Consider the following 18,783-nt stretch of genomic DNA (forward strand, 5'->3'; position numbering starts at 1 on the left):
AACTTACAAAATATAATCCTTCTTTATTATAAAGTTTATATTTACGGCTAATTTCTTTAGGTTTTTCGCATTTAACATACCTGTTCTAGTAACTTTTTTGGTTTGTTTTTAGAAAATACGGAATGACTACATTGCACACGCGGCACGCGTGCGCTAGCAAGGAGTCAGATATCAGAAGTTTAAGATAAATTGATACTGAATCAGCAACGCAGATGTTGTTACTTCCTTCTGCTCTTTTTCCTTTTTTGCCACCAGATGATAAAACCTGTTATTGGCAAACTGGCTGCAACCAATGCCGCCAAAAGCGAAAGAATCTTATTCGGAAGACCAAAAAGCCTGCCCGTGTGCAGATCGTAATTGGTGGCCTCAATTAAATCTGCCCCATTATAATCTTTGTATAATTTGGCCCTGATCATTCTACCGGTAGCTTGCTCATAAAAAAAGGTATTTTGCTTGCGCGCCCAACGATAGGGATAAATCATCCTTAACCTTAATTCTCCTTTACCCCGAAGCGAAAAACTAGTGGAAATAGCGCCAGGATATTTGATTTTGGCTTCGGCATATATTTTATTGTATCGCACAGGTATAGGATCTATAGTTGTGGGGTTGGCCGAAATGATGGCTTTCCCCTGCCCCAGTTTAGTCCCGGTAAACAAGCTGGTTGCATTTTTTACTTCTTTAAAAGCAAAGTACAAACCACTTAAAGCGGTTATCAAGAGTATAAACGATGCATAAAACCCCAATACATTATGTAAATCATAATTCAGCCGTTTAAAAGATGCTTTTCTTTTAATGGTGAACGATTGTTTTAACAACCGCATTTGACCAGGAAACCAAAGGATCAGTCCGGTAATCAACATCAGCACAAAAATAACTACCGACCATTCTATAATGAACTTACCGGTGTTACCCAACAATAGCGAGGTGTGGATATGTTCTACAACCTGCAACCAGTCTTCGCCTCCTTTTTTTACCAGAGTAGCATCATAAGGATTGAAATAGTAAACCATCCCCTTTTTACTGGTCATTTCTACTGTTGCATTTGGCAAGGCATCTTCAATTCTGATCAACCTTAATTCATCTTTAGGTGAAAGTTTTTCGAATCCTGAAATCACTTTATCTAAACCTATAAAAGGCTTCTCTTGAAGCCTTACGTACCGAAAATCCTTTTGCGTAAAATCCCTGATCTCTTCTTCAAAGATATACAGCGCACCGGTAACACTGATAATAAATACCACCAGGCCAGTTGCCAGGCCGAGCCAGAGGTGAATGTTCCTGATGGTATTTTTAAATTTCTTGTTTTTCATTGCTTAAAAAGCATAACCCAGCGATAAATTAAATCTACGCCCGTTACCACGCACATAATTTACATTACTGCCATAAAACTGAGAAATAGCAGGATAATAAACTTTATTCAACAGGTTTTCTATACCTAACGATAGTTTTAACGGTTGCATAACCTGGTATACTGCTGCAACATTAAATAAGTTGAAAGCTTTTACCGGTCCCTCTCCAATTAAATACTTGCCGGCAGCGTTTGTTTTAAAACGGTCGCGGTTTCCTACCCGCATCCAGTTTACGTCCAAACTTAATTTTTTAATACCTGAATACTTTAAATAAACTGTAGTTTTTGATGGCGGGATACGCGTTGTATTTAAATACACATCTTTCTCCCCGTTAAAATTACCGTCGTTATCTACATCGCCTTTTCCTTCTACCTGTGCGTAGTTACCACCGATACTCAACTCCTTTAGTAACTGATAATCAGCCTGGATTTCAAATCCATATACGCGCTCAGGGATCCGTTGAGAAATATAGGTACCGTTTACCTCTAAAAGATTGGCGCCCAGTTTAGAAGTGCTGTAATAGTAAGCAGCGCTGAAATTAAGTTTATCTACACTGCTGCTAAAACCTGCTTCGTAATTGTTTACAATGATGGGTTTAGTTTCTAACTGAGATAAAGTATTACTTTTTGCGGCCCTTAATACCCTACCCAACTCAAATACCGAAAACGATTGTGCATAACTGATAAAAGGGTTAAAAAACCTGAATTTCGAGTAACGTGCACCGGCATTAAATACCAAAGCATTGTAATTTAACTTACCGCCCTGTACCGCTATACTTCCAGCACCGTTTGCACCGGTAGCCAGGGTATTAAAATCGTCTACATCAATGTTGATATTTTCTACCCTTAAACCTCCTTTTATGGTTAAGTCATTAATTAAAGTTGCTGAAGCCTGTAAATAAGGTGCAAAATTGACCATATTCATATCAGGCACCCATAACCGACCATCAGTTAAGCTTTGCGCAGTTTTATCGTTCATTAAATCCAAACCATAGTTTAATTGCATGGGTACCTGAGTCGTTAAATTAAATGGTGTATTCAGGTTTACCCTTGCCCCTTTTTTGGTTGAGGTAATAGCCGATTGGCCGCCGCCGAAAAATGATGCTGAGTTAGAATAAATGGTGTAAAAATCCTGGTAGTATACGTTGGCTGTTAAATCAGTTTTACCAAATATCTGTTGATTGGTGTACTGTAAATTGGCATTATGATTAAATCTTGTGCCTTCCTCTTCACCTAATCTTGTACCATAGATACCAATAGCAGGCGACTGACCGTAAACACCTTCTTTAGTAATATATTTTGACTGTTGTCTGGAGCTGAAATAATTATACATAAGCTGCAAACGTTGTTTAGGCGTAAAGTTATAGCCTAACTTCACAAAACCGTTATAAGATCTGGTTTCACCCAAACCATATTCTGGTGATAGAACCAAACCATCAGCATCGCGGAAAACACCGGTTTTTTCGAACATTCCACTCACCAGGTAATCAAATTTATTTGTTTTACCATAAAGCTGTTGCGAAAAACGGTAGCCAATGGTGCTATCGCCTTTCAAGTTTCCTGTAATACCAGCTTGAGAATAACCTCCAAATGATTTTTCCTGGTCGCCTTTTTTAGTAATATAGTTGATTAAACCACCTTCTGCACCATTACCATAAATGGCAGTGGCACCTTTAATCACTTCAACACGCTCAATAACGGAAGGATCTATACTGCGGATATCCCTTCCTCCTGCCCTTAACGGCGTAGATTGTGGAATACCATCAATTAAAACCAAAACGTTTCTACCACGCAAAGTCTGACCGGAGTTACCCGTTTGATTGGTTGAAAAACCTAATCCAGGCACGCTGTAAGAAAGGATATTAGCTAAATTCGGGCTAATGGTTGATTGTGTATTTAATTCTTTCGCGGTAAGCACCGTTACTGATGATGGCGTTTGCGATAATGATTCAGGTCTTCTGCTTGCCGAAACAATTACATCATTTAGTCCTTCGGCCTGTTCTTTTAAAACAAAAGTTACCGAAATGGTATCATTTGCTGTAACCGACACCATCTGTTCAAGCAGATCGTAACCCGTAATTGAAATTTTAATCTGCTGATTGCCGACAGGTACAGCATTTAATTTAAATGCCCCGGTTTTATCAGAAGTGGTTTTAAGGTTCTGTTTTTTAACCTGTATATTGGCGAAAGGTATACTGTTACCTAAGGAGTCTACAATTTTACCGTTAATGGTCCCTTTCTCTGCTTGTGCAAACAAGGTAATTGAAAGTAGCGTAATAATTGCTGTGGCAAAAAATCTTTGGTATAAATGTCTCATGCGAATCTGGAAATTTCGGCAAATCTAACATTATTTAGACTCGTTAAAAATAATAAATCAAAAAAGTTTTTGACTTGGAGTTTAGTGATGCACCTTTTTGAAGTAAATAAGGCGTAATGTTAACTTCATTGATGAACGATTGATTAAGCTTTAGTCCACGAATGAAATGTAATTACAATTTAAAGATTCTTCGTCGCAGTACCATTGAATGATCCACCAGTTCGGTCGTCATTCCCAACTTGATTGGGAATCTTAATGCACATTTTAAGATTCCCATCCGATAGCCATCGGATCAAGTTGGGAATGACGATTTCTTGATGGATATTACCTAATTAAATTTTATCTGTCAATCATATTGATTTTTATATCATAAATTATCCCTCAGGATGACAGCCTAGAAAGGCTATTTCATGAACATTTCAGTTTCACCAGTCAAACGTTTGCGTATGGTTAGAATAAAGAAAGATAAAAGCAGAAATAAAGTCGAAAGTCCGAAAGTCAGGAGTCCGAGGATTAGATGTCCAAACGCCAAGTCTTTTTAAAAAACTTCATTTTGAATATAGCGATCCAGGGATTTGATGCGCCTCTTTTTTATTTCGATCAATTTTCCTGATCATGCCTTCAAATTCAGATTGTTTGGCGATATACTTATTCAGCAAATCGATCTGATTTAATCCCCTCAACAGGTTGTGTTTAGGATAACTCGTTTTATAGTAAATGTCGCCATTTAAGAAATCGGTGATAAATCTTAAGGCCTGCATGTAAATCATAAATTTGCCTGAGTAGATAAAGAACTGCTTTTCGGCCGAAGTCAAAACCTGATCCATTTCTTCCATGTAGCCTGTATATATTTCAGCAAAAACGTCTGCTCTGATGGCAATTTTATTAAAATCCCTTTCTTCTTCATTGGCTTCGGAGAGATAGGTGCGCATCATATCACCCACATCGCTGATCAAGTATCCGGGCATTACCGTATCCAAATCGATTACGCATAAACCTATGCCAGTTTCTGCCTGCAACAAAACATTGCTTATTTTAGTATCATGATGCACCACCCGTAAATGAAGTGCACCATTACTTACCATTTGTGTATACTGCGCTTCTATATTATCATGCCTGATGATCTCCCCTATTGCAGATTTGGCTTCGTTAACCCTATCATTACTGGCTTGTGCTAATGCTTTTTTAAACTGCGCCATGCGTAAGGGCAGGTCATGAAAATCTTCGATGGTGGGTTTTAATTTTTGTACATCGAAGGCATAGAGCATCCTCGTAAACTGACCAAACTGTTTGGCAGCCTGGTAAGCCTGTTCTGGTTGTTGTACAAAATCGATGGAACAAGAATTTTCTACAAAGGGAAAAATCCTGTAAAAATGATCGTCGATAATGACAAAATCATCTCCACCCAAAGTGGTTATTGGTGCTACAAACAGATATTCAGGCGCGGTTTGATTTAGATATTCTTTTATTTCTCTGATATTTTGAGCAATATGCTGGGGCTGACGAAAAACTGCTGTATTTACCTCTTGCAAAATATAGATTGAACCTTCATGCCAAACTTTCCAGGTATGGTTAATTAAACCCGAACCGAAAGGTTCAATTTTAAATTTTTCTGCATGAAGCCCATAAGCGCCTAAAATTGCCTGAAACATAAAACGGTAATATAATGGATGAAAATTATTTTAGAATGAAAGTATGGGCTAAACTACAGGCCACAACCGCAACCAATATTAAAAACCGCTATCATCCAAAGCGAAAGTATTTTTACGTTCTTTCCATTTTCCTTTGGTAAAATCAGGAAATTTCTGTGGCATATTCCCCTCTTTTAACGATTTTGTAGAAAGTGGACTAATTACACTAATGGTTACCGAATCGTATACATCAATCGGTGTTTGTTTTTTCTGTTTTACGGCCTGGATAAATGCATTAAATACAAACCAGTCCATACCTCCATGACCTGCACCTACGGCCTCTGCTTCATATTTTTTCCAAAGCGGGTGATCATATTTGGCAAACCATTCCTGAGCAGGATCCCATACATCATCTTTTTTTGACTTGTGATCGATATAAACTGATTTATTTACATCCATCCAAATTCCTTTTGTGCCCTGCACCCTGAAACCGAGTGAATACGGACGTGGCAAATGCGTATCATGACTTAACAAAACGGTTTCACCATTTGCACAGTTGATCATAGTAGTGGTCACATCGCCATTTTTATAATTGATTTTGGCATTGGGGTGGCCAGGCGACATTTCTTTTACATAAGCAGCTAAACCTTTGGCTTTAGAACTGAACGATACCAGACTGGTAAAACGATTACCCCTATTGATATTGGCATATTGCATGATCGGACCTGCTCCATGCGTTGGATATAAATCGCCATCCTGATCGATGTTGAACTGTGTGCGCCATTGCGCCTCGCTCAAGGCTTTAGGGCCAAACTCTACGCCACCGCCATAATAATCTTTACCATTGTTAAACAGTACGTCTCTCAAGTTGTGCTGGTAACCACCCTCCAGGTGTAACAATTCGCCAAAAAGACCCTGCCTAACCATATTTAAAGCCGCCATTACATCTCTACGGTAACAAACATTCTCTAAAGTCATGTAAGGCATCCCTGTTTTTTCAGAGGTATTTACAATATCCCAATGATCTTTTACCGTTAAACCCGCAATTACTTCGCAGCCCACATATTTACCCGCTTTCATGGCGTCGATCGCCTGGTCGCGGTGAAACTGCCATGGGGTCGCAATAATTACGGCATCAATATCTTTACGGTCTAAAAGTTTTTGATAAGCGTCTAAGCCTCCGGTATATTCTGTTGCCGCAGGTCTGCCTTTTTTGGCTATAAAATTACGACAGATTTTAAGCGAGCTTTCCTGGGTATCGCAAATGGCAACAATTTCTATATCATCTCTTAAAGTACCTTCAGAAATATGGCTCATTCCGCGTGCGCCTACCCCGATATAACCTAATCTTACTTTTCCACTGTCTGATGATGCAAATAAACTTCCGGTTGGCAAAATGGTTAAGCCAGCAGCCGTAAATGCGCCATTTTTAATAAATTCTCTACGTTCCATTTGGTGTTTTTATTGATGGTTTAGGTGATTTGTACTTAAAAGTAAAACAAGCGATTGAGCATTACAAGATAAATAACAGCGCAAACGTTTGACTAATTTTTAATTACTACAATTGATTAGCAAAACCATCTGTTAAGGATTCATGTACAAAGTAAATGGCTATTATCTAAATAAACCTGTCTGTTTAGAAACCGCTTCTTGATCTGATAAAATAAAAAATAATTTATACTGTTAAGAAGCTAAAAATAAATTCAACGGTCTTTCTGGGAATGAATATTATTGTATGCTTAATTATTATTGTACCAATCATTAAATTAATTATTGATTACATAAAAATCGAAAATCATGATACATTTTTTTTTTAAGATCATTCTTAGAATATGATCGATAAGAATAAACAGGTTACTTTAAATGAAGCAACCTGTTTATATTTTAATCCTTATAACTTTCGCGTAAACTCAAATAAGATTGCGGGCTACAAATCATATAATCAATAATTTCGATCTTAAGTTCTTCGCAGGTATTGAAACAACTTTTTAAAAAACGCTCATCAAGCTCGTTCGCGTCAACACGGATAATATCGCAATAATTTAAAATCAGTATCCCATAAGCATTGCAGGCTATAGCTAAACCTCCAATTTGCTTTACATAACTAGGGTTTTGCTTTTGCTTGGTGAGTTCGTACCACGAAAAAACCTGATGATTTTCGTTTACAAACATAATATACCATTCTACCTTATCTTTAGACAATGGCCTGCTCCGCAATTGCTTTAAAAGGTTAAAAGAGGTTTCGGCCTTACTCACATCTAAGGGCCGGTTAAGTGCTTCGTAACTGAACTTCAATTCAGCTAAAGCAATTTGATTTTTCGTTGGTTGCATTTTGAAAAAAAATTAAATAAACGCCCAGGTCACTGCAACCAACGTCGGAAAACCGAAGTGATGCTAGACTTTCACCAGTATGCCTGGGCTTATAATAAATAATTAAAATTGCTGGATTTCTCCAACGTTGGTTGCACTATAAAGATAAGAAAATATTTGAAGAAACTAATAATACACAACAAATACTAGGCTAAGCTGAACTAAAAATATTTAATCAAGTTTCTTAAGCAACCTTCTTTTTGTTCTTTTAAATGCAGTGCCATCCCAGCTAGCGTCGAAGCCTTCCCAGAAAATTCTGATTTCGGTGTATGCATTAATCGTTATCACAAAAGTTAAATCATCGTATGAGAAATATATATTGTTTGAATTCGCATTGTTCTCTAAATACTTAGATTTATCTTTGATCACACTTTCTATTTTATTCATCAATTCAATAGCTTTTGATGCCGGCAAATCCTTAAAGGCATAAGCTTGATAAATTACTCCGGCATCATTCCATCTGCTTCCAAAAAAACCAAGAATCAGCCCTTCCTTTTTCAATTCCTTGCAGTTGTATACAAGGGATGTGACCTCTCCTGAACTTGTTGCCGCTAATGGGTCCATTTCAAATTCGATTACAGAGTTTGTTTTTCCAAATACATTTTTAACAGCGTAGTCCTTTGCCCTATACAGGGCAATATCTTTACTGAACTCCTTTGCTAAAAAATAAGATGCTACAGTTGGCCCACTAGCGACTTGCGAGTGAGTTTTTGTAAAAAAAAGGACGAAAGCAATAACTAAGAGATTTCTTTTCATGATGAGAGCTGTTTTGATAAATATTTTTTCCAAATATACTTCTTGGATCACAATTATATTAAACTAATAACCTGAGTTCGATTATTAATATTGCCTCTCGGTAGCTTATACCATCATTTTTGATTAATCGGCCGTCACCCTGAATTCATTTCAGGGTCTTTCCTGCTAAAAAGATGCTGAAACAAGTTCAGCATGACGAATCGGTCAGGGATGGGGGCGTTGACAAGACAGTATTTTAATTAAATAATTATCGAGTTCAGGTTAATAATTAAAGTTCTCATGTAATTGTATTTTGTAACCAGAAAAGCAAACCAATCAACAGAAGAGCAGAAATCAATTCCTATAATAATCAATGACTTTATTTACTAAACCCTTCCATCCTATCTTTTAGCGACTGCAATTGTTCATAAGTAGCATTTTGCAAGAATAATATAGATTCTTACTTTTTGAGGGCGAGATATCATTACAAGCCTCGTAAAGTCTAAATCGGTAGTAATTAAGTACAATATTTATCATACCTTTAAATCCTAACCAAACTTCAGGATTTCTTCAGAATTGAAACCTACCTTCGCCAACTACTTAACACCCGGCCAGTAAAATTCAAATTTTGGATCCATCATCAACTATGAGCATTAAAGAAAAAACCAATCAATTACTACATCACAGGTTCGGACCAGTTTTTTTAGTTACTGTGCTATTGTGCAGTATTTCACTGCTCACCAGAGTGGCGCTACTACTTTATAGTGCATCTGCGGTTGATTGGTCGGTTTTGAATCTCCTCAAAATTCTGTTTATTGGCTTATTTTATGACCTTGCAGCGGCATCTTTTGCTGTAATCCCGATTGTTATTTACTTATGGCTGCTTCCTTCTAAATGGTATGCCAGCAAATTTAACAGGGTATTGTTACTCATTTATTTTTTCTTCGTCGTTTTTACGCTTATTTTCAATGCTGTTTCAGAATGGTTCTTTTGGGAAGAATTTTCGGTCCGTTACAACTTTATAGCGGTCGATTACCTGGTTTACACCACAGAAGTTATCGGAAATATCCGCCAATCTTACCCGATAAACAGCATTATGGTAGGCTTGGTTATGGTAACATCATTAGTTGTTTATGGGTTAAGAAAACCGATTACCCTTTCTACCAACAATGCAACAGGTTTTGGTAAACGGACAAAAACTGCAGTGATTCTGTTGTGCCTGCCCGTACTTACCTATTTCGGTGTAAGCCATAAATTAAAATATCTAAGCAAAAACCAATATGTAAACGAGCTTTCGGGCAATGGCATGTACGATTTTGGATTTGCTTTTTGGAATAACCAACTAGACTATAATACTTTCTACAAAACATTGCCGATTAAAAAAGCAGAGGCCATTCTCAGCAATTTGCTTCAACAAGATACAACCGTTAAAGGAGCATTTACAAATACGTCCAGAAACATGAGTAGCACAGGCATCGAAAACAAAATGAATGTGGTACTGATTAGTGTAGAAAGTTTAAGCGCTGAATTTTTAGGCTCATTTGGCAATACCCAGCATATTACGCCACAACTCGATTCCCTGACCAAAGAAGGTTTGCTCTTTAATAATCTATATGCATCCGGAACGCGTACCGTTCGTGGTTTAGAGGCCCTTTCGCTGTGTATTCCACCTACCCCAGGCCAATCCATTGTAAAACGGCCTGATAATAAAAACCTGTTTACTTTAGGCAGCATCTTTCGTTCTAAAGGCTACAACAGCAGGTTTATTTATGGTGGTTATGGCTATTTTGATAACATGAACGAATTCTTTTCTAATAACGGCTATCAGGTAACGGATAGAAGTGCGCTTCAGGATGCTGAAATCCACTACTCGAATATCTGGGGTGTTGCTGATGAAGACTTATTTACACTTTCACTGCGCGAACTGGATAAGGATTATCAAAATAAAAAACCTTTTTTCGCACAGATTATGACGGTTTCGAACCACCGCCCTTACACTTATCCTGAAGGCAGAATTGATATTCCCTCGCATACCGGTAGAGAGGGTGCGGTAAAATATACCGATTATGCTATTGGTAAGTTTATAAGGGAAGCAAAACAAAAACCCTGGTTTTCAAATACCTTATTTGTTATCGTTGCCGATCATTGTGCATCAAGCGCGGGTAAAGTAGAATTACCGGTTGATAAATACCATATTCCAATGATTTTTTATAGCCCGGGGCACATTACGCCAGGCAAATTCGAAAAACTCACTGCGCAGATTGATATTGGTCCGACCATTTTGGGTTACCTGAATTTCAGTTATAACAGTAAGTTTTTTGGTCAGGATGTATTTAAAATGAAGGATAGTGATGAGAGGGCTTTCATTAGCACTTACCAAAGTTTGGGCTATATTAAAAATAAAACCCTGGTTATCCTAAATCCGCATAAAAAAGTAGCTACATACAAGCCCGATTTCACCAACGGTGGTGCTGTAGCCGTACCGGCAAACCAGAAATTAATTGATGAAGCGATATCCAACTATCAAATGGCATCGTACCTCTACCAAAATGGTTTGTATGGCTTTAAGTCTAAAAAGTAACCCTAATAATTTTAACCAATAGCATAATATTAGCTGCAGCCTGTTTAATAAAACCAACTAACTGCAGCTTTTATCAGGCCTCTGCTCTTCATTTTTTTGCCAATCCGGCGATATAGCGATACATGCCACGATAGTTTTCTACAAAACAGCAATGGCGTGTCTGGCACTGCTTTCTTCAACATCTCTTCCTGAAAAAAAACTATTTGACGCATTTAAAACTTGTCAGATTAGTTAAAATTGATCATTAAACATCTAACCGAATTTAATTATGAAAAAAACATTATTATGCGCGCTCGCATCAGCGCTATTGTTTGCGGGCTGTTCTAAAAACGAGATCATCAGCCCGGATCCAACATTAACTCAGCAAGCATTGGCCGTTATGAAAACTGACTCATTGGGCGGGGCCGCAGCTGCTTTGGCCGTTCAGGGCATCGCACAAATTGATGCTTCAACTGTTCAACAAACGATCAAGGGTTTTGGCGGCGCCAATATCGTTGCCTGGACCGGCGACCTGACAAGCACCCAAAGAAATACCGCGTTCTCACCCACAAATGGCATCGGCCTTAGTATCGTCCGGGTTAGAGTTCCTAATTCCAGTTCAGAATTTGCCGCTGAGAAAGCGACCATAGATGCCTGCAAGTCGTTCGGTGGCTCAGCAATTGCCTCCGCCTGGTCTGCACCGGCATCAATGAAGACTAACGGAAGTATTGTAGGCGGCAAAATAAAAACAGCATCTTACGCAAATTATGCGGCACATTTAAGTGCATTTAACACCGCAGTCGGCGGACTTGCTGCAATTAGTCCGACAAATGAACCAGATTATAAAGTTAATTATGAATCTATGGAACTCACCGCTCCGGAAGTAGCAGACTTTGTTGCTGCCCAGGGCAGCAATTGTGGTGCCCCGATTATGGCACCTGAACCTTTCCAGATGAATCAAACCTACATCAACACTTACCTAAGCAATGCGACAGCAAAATCTAAAACCAGCTTCGTTTGCGGACATATATATGGTAAGACCCCTTACAATTTGGGTAACATTGGTAAACCCGTATGGATGACAGAGCATTACACAAATTCAAATATCAGTGGAGACGACTGGTCAAATGCCATGACTGCTGCCAAAGAAATACACGACTGTATGAATTCCGGATGGAGTGCCTATGTATGGTGGTACATCAGAAGAAGTTACGGCCCAATCAGTGAAAGCGGCAATATTCAAAAAATTGGCTACATCATGGCGCACTACGCCAGGTATGTCCGTCCAGGATACACTAAAATCAGCTGTACATCAAACCCAAGTACAGGTGTTTATGTTACTGCTTATAAAAGTGGTACAAAACTAGTACTGGTTATTGTAAACCAAAATCCATCAACCACCTTTCAAAATTTCAGTTATTCAGGAATAACAGTGAGCGGGTTTAACCGCTATTTCACAACCAGCGCGACCAATCTGAGCTCAAATAACTTCGCTGTATCAGGCGGTAGTTTTGGCATAAACCTGGCCGCATCCAGCGTTACCACGCTCGTCTCTTATTAAAGTATACCGGTATTGTTGTGATAGCCTTGATGGATGCAGACAGCAGAATTTCATCCCCAAACAAGTGAATTAAAAATGGCCTGTTCGATTTTTTCGGACAGGCTTCTTTCCGTTCATATCCATAACTATTCAAAAATAATAGCAGAGCAGCCATATAACACGTTGTAATTGCGAGGGCTTGGGATTTATCCTAAAAGAGATCTACATCAATAAGAATTGAAAGATTCGGCAATGACGTGAATCAATAACAACTATTTCTTATCACACCGGTAAATCAATGCGGCAACCTGTCTCTGATCAGTCCATAAACCCAGGTACCTGCAATAGCGCTTAAAAGCGTAACAGCAATAACCGTTGCACCGGTACCAATCTGTGCAAAAAGTGGCCCCGGACAGGCTCCGGTAATTGCCCAACCCAGTCCGAATAGCAAGCCGCCATAGATCTGGCCTTGATTGAAAGTCTTCGGATGAAATTCGATACGCTCGCCATAAATGGTCTTAATATTGAATTTTTTGATCAACCAAACAGAGATCATTCCTACCAATACCGCACTTCCAATAATGCCATACATGTGAAACGACTGCAGGCGAAACATCTCCTGGATCCGGAACCAGCTTACCACTTCTGATTTAACGAAGACAATACCAAATAATATACCCACAACCATGTATTTGATGTTATGATACCATTTGTGCGTTAATTCACTGTTATTTACGCACACCGCATCCAAAGTACGGGTTTCAAAATCGGTGTTTTTATGTTGTAACATGATAATTTTTTAGAGGGATAAAATGTGAGGCAAAATTAAATTAGCCATAATGAAACCGCCAATCATAAAACAAATAGTGGATATTAATGATGGCCATTGCAAATTAGACAGGCCCATAATAGCATGCCCACTGGTACAGCCACCAGCATACCGGGTGCCAAAACCCACTAAAAATCCACCAACTACCATAAGCAGAAAACCTTTCAACGTAAGTAATGCTGGCCAATTCATAATTTCCTGTGGTATTAAGTTATCGTAATTGGTAATGCCATAACCTGCTAATTCGGTTGCTAACTTTGGATTAACTTCAATAGGATTTGGATTGGAGAGCAGGGCAATTGCGATGGCGCCACCAACCAAAATTCCGAATACAAAAAACAAATTCCAGGCTTCTTTCTTCCAGTCGTATTTAAAAAAAGGGATGTTTGCAGGTAGGCAGGCCGCACAGATATGTCTTAAGGAAGAGCTGATGCCAAACGACTTGTTTCCAAGTATCAGCAATGCTGGTACGGTTAACCCGATTAGCGGACCGGCTATGTACCAGGGCCAGGGCTGTTTTATAAATTCTATCATTTTTTGCAATTGTTAATTATTAACCTGAATTCGATAATTATTTGTTAAAAATAGTGCTTTAAAAGCGATTGATTTCGATCTATTCTTCACCCTCAGCAGCCAGCCATTCTTTCATACCTCCAGAAAAATTCTTCACGTTTTTGAAACCGTTTTTTGCAAGTATAGAATAAGCTATTGCTGAACGGTCTCCCGCCTGGCAGTGAATAATTACCTGTTTATCTTTACTGATTTTATCCAGATGATCGGGAAGGGTTCCCACAAAAACATGGTCTGCCCCTTCTATGTGTCCTGCTTCATATTCGGTTACCCCACGTACATCTATAAGCTGAACATTTTCATTATTGAGGTGTGTTTTAAACTCATCAACTACAATAACATCAGCCTTTTGCAGTTCTATACCCAAATCATTCACATCCGAAATATACCCATAAATATTATCCAGACCAATACGCATTAATTTTCGGGTTAGGTCTTCTATTTGGTGATCATCACAAACCAACATAAACTGTTCCTGATAATTGAGTAACCACCCTGTCCAGGTTGAAAAAGAATTATTGCCTTGGATGTTCAGACTACCGGGAATAAATCCTCTGGCAAAATCTACTTTATCTCTCGTATCTATGATTTTTAAGCCATTGGTATAGGCATTTAAAAACTGTGCTCCTGATAGTTTTTGATGTTTGGGTACCGCTACCAATAAGGGACGATTGACCCTATTTAGATGTTTCATCATCGCAAAATATTTAGGTGGTTCAGGCTGATCCGCTAAAAGGAGGTCGGTAAATTCTTGTTCATTATCATCATGCTGAAATGCCCAGTTGCGGATTTTTTCATAACCTACGGTTGAACTATGTACTGCTCCCAAAGCTTTTCCACAGGCTGAACCTGCGCCATGACCCGACCAAACCTGAAGATATTCGGGCAAAGCGGCAAACTTTTTCAACGATTGGTACATTTGCTTAGCGCCTGTTTCTTTTGTACCGATTAGCCCTGCTGCTTTTTCCAGTAAATCAGGGCGACCAACATCACCTACAAATACAAAATCACCTGTTAATACCATCGCGGGTTTGCCTGTTGCCGGATGATCTGTGAGCAAAAAACTGATGCTTTCTGGCGTATGGCCGGGTGTATGCATAACCTCTAGAGTCAGGTTCCCTACCCTGATCAAATCGCCATCGCTCAGCCCATTATGCGGAAACTGATATTGCCAGTCTTCGCCTCCCTCATCAGAAAGATAAATTGTTGCCCCTGTAGCGGCACTCAACTCTCTTGAGCCACAAAGAAAATCTGCATGTATATGGGTTTCGGCAATATGTGTGATACGCAGATTATTTTGCGTTGCAATTTCCAGATACACATCAATATCTCTTTTAGCATCTATCACAATGGCTTCGCCGGTAGCCTGGCAACCTATTACGTAACTGCCCTGTGCTAAACTTTTATCATATACGTGTTGAAAAAACATAGTGCTTATTTTTTAATGATTAATATTCTGTTACTTAATTTATCTTATTGATTTTTTATCCGGATACCAATTATTTCAATACTGTTTCTTTAATTATGATGTAAATCCCCATTACCAGCACAAACCAACCGAAAGCGGGTTTGAGTTTTTTACCATCAATTTTTGCAGATAAAAAACTGCCGATCAGAATTCCTATAATGGCAATAAAAGTTACCGTTAACAAGAAATGCCAATGAATAGCCGTATGATCAATTGAAAATAAAAAACCGAGTAAAGAATTTGTGGAAATGATCAATAGTGAAGTTCCAATAGCTACTTTCATGGGAAGTTTCAATAAATTGGCCAGTACAGGAATGATCAAAAAGCCACCGCCTGCCCCGATAAATCCTGTAATTGTTCCTATAAAAACGCCTATCGCAAAAACTAAAGGATAATTAAATTTTTGTTTTTGTAGTGTGTCATTGCTGGCTTGTTTATCTTTCTTGATCATGCTGTATGAAGCAAAAACCATCAGCACGGCAAAAATCAACATCAAAAAAACACTTTTGGTAAGGGTAAAATTTCCGGCACTGAAAATTTCGCCAGGCATAACTGGCATGATATAGGCCCTTGTAAGAAAAACAGAAATGATAGATGGAACACCAAACACCGCCGCCATCTTGATGTTGACTAACCCCTGTTTAAAATAGGAAAAGGAGCCAATTACGCTTGTTGCGCCTACAATAAAAAGGGAATAAGTGGTGGCTAATGTAGTATCAATGCTAAACAAATAAACTAGAACAGGAACGGTAAGAATACTCCCGCCACCACCGATCAGGCCTAAAGAGATACCGATAAAAATTGAAGCGATGTAACCTGCTATGTCCATTGTTTTTAAAATTGATACAACAAAGGTGCATCAACTTAAAAACAAGTACAGCTACTTTAGTTACACAAGGAATATTTTATTTCTGCCAAGTTGAACCATGCCTTCTTCTTCCAATTGTTTCAATAGTCTGGAAACCACTACCCGAGCCGTTCCAAGTTCATTGGCCAGTTGCTCGTGGGTGATTTGAATGGTTTTTGATAGGGTTAACTCAGATTTCTTTTTGAGCAAATTCAATAAGCGCTCGTCTACTTTTTTAAAGGAAATGGCATTCACAATTTCCAACAATTCTTCAAAACGTTTGTGATATAAACGAAAAATATAATCCAGCCACTGCGGATACTCTTTAATGAACAGGGAGACTTTGTCAATCGGCAAAAAAAGAATTTCAGCGTATTCTTCTACCTCTGCCTTTACTTTGCTTGTTTCATTGTGCAGTCCACCCAAAAACGACATGATGCAGCTTTCGCCTGCTTTGATGTAATACAACAAAATTTCCCTGCCATCTTCTTCTGTCCTCATTACTTTCATGGTTCCTTTGGTCACAATTGGAATAGAACGGATATGGGCATTATCATTTACAATAATGCTTCCTGCCTGGTAGGTTTTGAGTATGCTATATTGATATAGTTTTTCAACCAATTCTGGCGAAGACTTAAATTCTGTTATTTGTTGTAAACCATCCATTTTTCAAAAATACGCTTTTGCTTCGTAGCCTCATTGTCATATTGTAAACAGCAAATTATTGCCATCGCTGTAAGCTTAGCTATTTTTCATACTATTTAAAAGTATTTCTTAATTTCCTGTTGTAAAATTGGCCATATACGCATATAGCCTATATAGAAACCATTTATCATTTAAAGAAATGTAACTTAAGCCACAAGCTAAAATTAAATAGGCAACCGACAACCTCAGTTATGCCTTCATTATTTGATCAGGTATCACCACCTCCAACAAAAAAATCGATCCTGTAAAACTTATTTACAGGATCGATTTTGAATTTAGCTTAAAAAGGTAACCCGTTAAGCAGTCTATTTATCCCAAAAAACACGAGTATCCATATTATCTGGCCCGCCATTGTCTGCAACGGCAGCCTGGTAATTGGTTAAATTTGCAGAAAGCTCAAGCGTTGGGTAAACAAACCGCCGGACAAAACCGCCGGTTATGCTTTGTCCCGGGATGGTATTGGGCGATAAGGCCGGAAAACCGCTTCTCCTGAAGTTGGCAAATGCCTCGGTACCATTGCCCCAGGAAGCCACCCAATATTGTGTATTAATAAGATTGAGTGCATTTGCCGAATTATAAGCGTTAACCGGATTATTAATAAATGCATTTTGCGTAGCCAAAGGAATGATGGCTGCCGGGTTATAGGTTGTCCATTGGTCCATTGCCGCACGTATACCATTGGCATAATACACATCTGCTGTACTGCCGCCGGTTATCCAGCCTCTAAAAGCGGCCTCTGCCAAAAGGAATTGCGTTTGAGCGTGAGTGATAAAAAATTGCGGAGCGGTTAAACTACCGAAAATACTATAATTAACCTGCGAATAATTAAAGCCTGAGCCGTTAGCACCTCTAAATCCCGGAGCAGTTGGTAAAGTAGCACTGCTATAGCCTACAGGAAGTCCGAACTGGTTTGCAGATATGGTATCTGGTACGGATGTAGGCGCAGCTAAGGGGTTTGCATATTTACCGGATATAAACTTCAATCGTGGATCACCACTATTTTTGAGCTGATCTACAAAGGGAGCGGCTAAATAATAAGTATTCGCTATTGCTGTAATCGTCTGGCTCACGGGATTCACGTAAGTGGTATTGTATTTCAGGAAACAGTTGTCGGCATTTGAAGTCATAACGCCTCCAGCAACGGCCGCTTGCACAATAGTTTGCGCTTTTGCCGGATCTATTTTACTATACCTCATGCCCAAACGAAGTAACAAAGAGTAACCCAGTTTTTTCCATTGGGCAATATTCCCGCCGTAAAATACATCAGCTTTTACGATATCTTTTGCTGGATCGAGCGCTGCTGTAGCCTCCGTAACTTCTTTAATCAGGTCGGTGTAAATCACTGCCTGGTTATCGTATTTAGGCGTAAGTATATTTGATAAATAGGCTTGTCCGGCTTCAGTATAAGGCACGTTTCCGTAAGAGTCTACCAACATCATAAATTGATAAGCTTTCCAGATTCTGGCTTCGTTATATAAATTTGTTCTTGCCGGATTGCCTTTGATTTGGCTTAATATCTGCACCAATAATTGAACAGGGCCTGAAGAACTTGTTGCGCCAGTATTTGTTCCCGTATACTCAGCATTCCATTTTGACGAAGTATAAGTTTGATTCAGCTGATTAAAATTAAATGCCGAGGTAACTCCCGAAAACGGATTTACAAATTGCTGTACAATGGTTGGCTCAGTTTCCATCGTAGCGCCGTGTGTTCCAAATTGTGCACTCGTAAATAAGAATGCTGCGTCGAGCTCTGTTGGATTATTTGGATTAATATTCAGTTTATCAAAGCCTTTATTGCAACTGGAAATGATTAAAGCACAGGTGACGATGGCTATAATTCTAATTAAATTTTTCATATTGTATATA

The 18,783-nt window shown here is 38.8% G+C and carries 14 protein-coding genes; 2 read left to right on the forward strand and 12 right to left on the reverse strand.

Annotated features, from left to right (window positions below; translation table 11 throughout):
- Nucleotides 1-218: 218 nt before the first annotated feature.
- The 6 genes from BLR60_RS13575 to BLR60_RS13600 form a co-directional block, all read right to left on the reverse strand.
- Nucleotides 219-1,307: a PepSY-associated TM helix domain-containing protein gene (locus BLR60_RS13575; RefSeq protein WP_090500721.1), complete on the reverse strand. Its 1,089-nt coding sequence runs from the start codon at nt 1,305-1,307 to the stop codon at nt 219-221.
- A gap of 3 nt (nt 1,308-1,310) precedes the next feature.
- Nucleotides 1,311-3,662 (reverse strand): TonB-dependent receptor, encoded by a 2,352-nt coding sequence (locus BLR60_RS13580; protein ID WP_090500723.1) that lies wholly within the window; start codon nt 3,660-3,662, stop codon nt 1,311-1,313.
- 548 nt (nt 3,663-4,210) lie between these two features.
- Nucleotides 4,211-5,314 (reverse strand): phosphotransferase enzyme family protein, encoded by a 1,104-nt coding sequence (locus BLR60_RS13585; protein ID WP_090500725.1) that lies wholly within the window; start codon nt 5,312-5,314, stop codon nt 4,211-4,213.
- Nucleotides 5,315-5,392: 78 nt separating this feature from the next.
- Nucleotides 5,393-6,745 (reverse strand): Gfo/Idh/MocA family protein, encoded by a 1,353-nt coding sequence (locus BLR60_RS13590; RefSeq protein WP_090500727.1) that lies wholly within the window; start codon nt 6,743-6,745, stop codon nt 5,393-5,395.
- 432 nt (nt 6,746-7,177) lie between these two features.
- Nucleotides 7,178-7,624, reverse strand: coding sequence for a JAB domain-containing protein (locus tag BLR60_RS13595; RefSeq protein WP_090500729.1), 447 nt, complete (start codon nt 7,622-7,624; stop codon nt 7,178-7,180).
- A 210-nt stretch (nt 7,625-7,834) separates the two neighbouring features.
- Nucleotides 7,835-8,419 carry a hypothetical protein gene (locus BLR60_RS13600; RefSeq protein WP_090500731.1) on the reverse strand — a complete coding sequence of 195 codons (585 nt, stop codon included), beginning with the start codon at nt 8,417-8,419 and terminating at the stop codon, nt 7,835-7,837.
- Between the two features lie 625 nt (nt 8,420-9,044).
- Between BLR60_RS13600 and BLR60_RS13605 the strand changes: the two genes are divergently transcribed.
- Both BLR60_RS13605 and BLR60_RS13610 read left to right on the forward strand, forming a co-directional pair.
- On the forward strand, nt 9,045-10,979 hold the full coding sequence (locus tag BLR60_RS13605) for an LTA synthase family protein (protein ID WP_090500733.1): 1,935 nt from the start codon (nt 9,045-9,047) through the stop codon (nt 10,977-10,979).
- A gap of 268 nt (nt 10,980-11,247) precedes the next feature.
- Nucleotides 11,248-12,519 (forward strand): glycoside hydrolase, encoded by a 1,272-nt coding sequence (locus BLR60_RS13610; RefSeq protein ID WP_090500735.1) that lies wholly within the window; start codon nt 11,248-11,250, stop codon nt 12,517-12,519.
- 274 nt (nt 12,520-12,793) lie between these two features.
- On the opposite strand, the gene BLR60_RS13615 is transcribed toward BLR60_RS13610, so the two are convergent.
- The 6 genes from BLR60_RS13615 to BLR60_RS13640 all read right to left on the reverse strand — a co-directional run bounded on the left by BLR60_RS13615 (nt 12,794) and on the right by BLR60_RS13640 (nt 18,773).
- Nucleotides 12,794-13,288, reverse strand: a complete 495-nt coding sequence (locus BLR60_RS13615; protein ID WP_090500738.1) for a DUF6691 family protein — start codon at nt 13,286-13,288, stop codon at nt 12,794-12,796.
- 9 nt (nt 13,289-13,297) lie between these two features.
- Nucleotides 13,298-13,861 (reverse strand): YeeE/YedE family protein, encoded by a 564-nt coding sequence (locus BLR60_RS13620; protein WP_090500740.1) that lies wholly within the window; start codon nt 13,859-13,861, stop codon nt 13,298-13,300.
- A 79-nt stretch (nt 13,862-13,940) separates the two neighbouring features.
- Entirely contained in the window at nt 13,941-15,326 is a 1,386-nt protein-coding gene (locus tag BLR60_RS13625) for an MBL fold metallo-hydrolase (RefSeq protein ID WP_090500744.1), read from the reverse strand.
- Nucleotides 15,327-15,396: 70 nt separating this feature from the next.
- Nucleotides 15,397-16,194: a sulfite exporter TauE/SafE family protein gene (locus tag BLR60_RS13630; protein WP_090500746.1), complete on the reverse strand. Its 798-nt coding sequence runs from the start codon at nt 16,192-16,194 to the stop codon at nt 15,397-15,399.
- Nucleotides 16,195-16,254: 60 nt separating this feature from the next.
- Complete coding sequence (locus tag BLR60_RS13635; RefSeq protein WP_090500748.1) at nt 16,255-16,878, reverse strand: Crp/Fnr family transcriptional regulator; 624 nt, start codon at nt 16,876-16,878, stop codon at nt 16,255-16,257.
- 344 nt (nt 16,879-17,222) lie between these two features.
- Nucleotides 17,223-18,773 carry a SusD/RagB family nutrient-binding outer membrane lipoprotein gene (locus BLR60_RS13640; protein ID WP_090500750.1) on the reverse strand — a complete coding sequence of 517 codons (1,551 nt, stop codon included), beginning with the start codon at nt 18,771-18,773 and terminating at the stop codon, nt 17,223-17,225.
- Between the last annotated feature and the right edge of the window lie 10 nt (nt 18,774-18,783).

The sequence above is a fragment of the Pedobacter terrae genome, assembly GCF_900100705.1.
GTDB classification, from domain to species: Bacteria; Bacteroidota; Bacteroidia; order Sphingobacteriales; family Sphingobacteriaceae; genus Pedobacter; species Pedobacter terrae.

Coding starts and splice junctions, on each gene's coding strand:
- BLR60_RS13575 (WP_090500721.1), bottom strand. CDS start 1,307: ATGAAAAACAAGAAATTTAAAAATACCATCAGGAACATTCACCTCTGG.
- BLR60_RS13580 (WP_090500723.1), bottom strand. CDS start 3,662: ATGAGACATTTATACCAAAGATTTTTTGCCACAGCAATTATTACGCTA.
- BLR60_RS13585 (WP_090500725.1), bottom strand. CDS start 5,314: ATGTTTCAGGCAATTTTAGGCGCTTATGGGCTTCATGCAGAAAAATTT.
- BLR60_RS13590 (WP_090500727.1), bottom strand. CDS start 6,745: ATGGAACGTAGAGAATTTATTAAAAATGGCGCATTTACGGCTGCTGGC.
- BLR60_RS13595 (WP_090500729.1), bottom strand. CDS start 7,624: ATGCAACCAACGAAAAATCAAATTGCTTTAGCTGAATTGAAGTTCAGT.
- BLR60_RS13600 (WP_090500731.1), bottom strand. CDS start 8,419: ATGAAAAGAAATCTCTTAGTTATTGCTTTCGTCCTTTTTTTTACAAAA.
- BLR60_RS13605 (WP_090500733.1), top strand. CDS start 9,045: ATGAGCATTAAAGAAAAAACCAATCAATTACTACATCACAGGTTCGGA.
- BLR60_RS13610 (WP_090500735.1), top strand. CDS start 11,248: ATGAAAAAAACATTATTATGCGCGCTCGCATCAGCGCTATTGTTTGCG.
- BLR60_RS13615 (WP_090500738.1), bottom strand. CDS start 13,288: ATGTTACAACATAAAAACACCGATTTTGAAACCCGTACTTTGGATGCG.
- BLR60_RS13620 (WP_090500740.1), bottom strand. CDS start 13,861: ATGATAGAATTTATAAAACAGCCCTGGCCCTGGTACATAGCCGGTCCG.
- BLR60_RS13625 (WP_090500744.1), bottom strand. CDS start 15,326: ATGTTTTTTCAACACGTATATGATAAAAGTTTAGCACAGGGCAGTTAC.
- BLR60_RS13630 (WP_090500746.1), bottom strand. CDS start 16,194: ATGGACATAGCAGGTTACATCGCTTCAATTTTTATCGGTATCTCTTTA.
- BLR60_RS13635 (WP_090500748.1), bottom strand. CDS start 16,878: ATGGATGGTTTACAACAAATAACAGAATTTAAGTCTTCGCCAGAATTG.
- BLR60_RS13640 (WP_090500750.1), bottom strand. CDS start 18,773: ATGAAAAATTTAATTAGAATTATAGCCATCGTCACCTGTGCTTTAATC.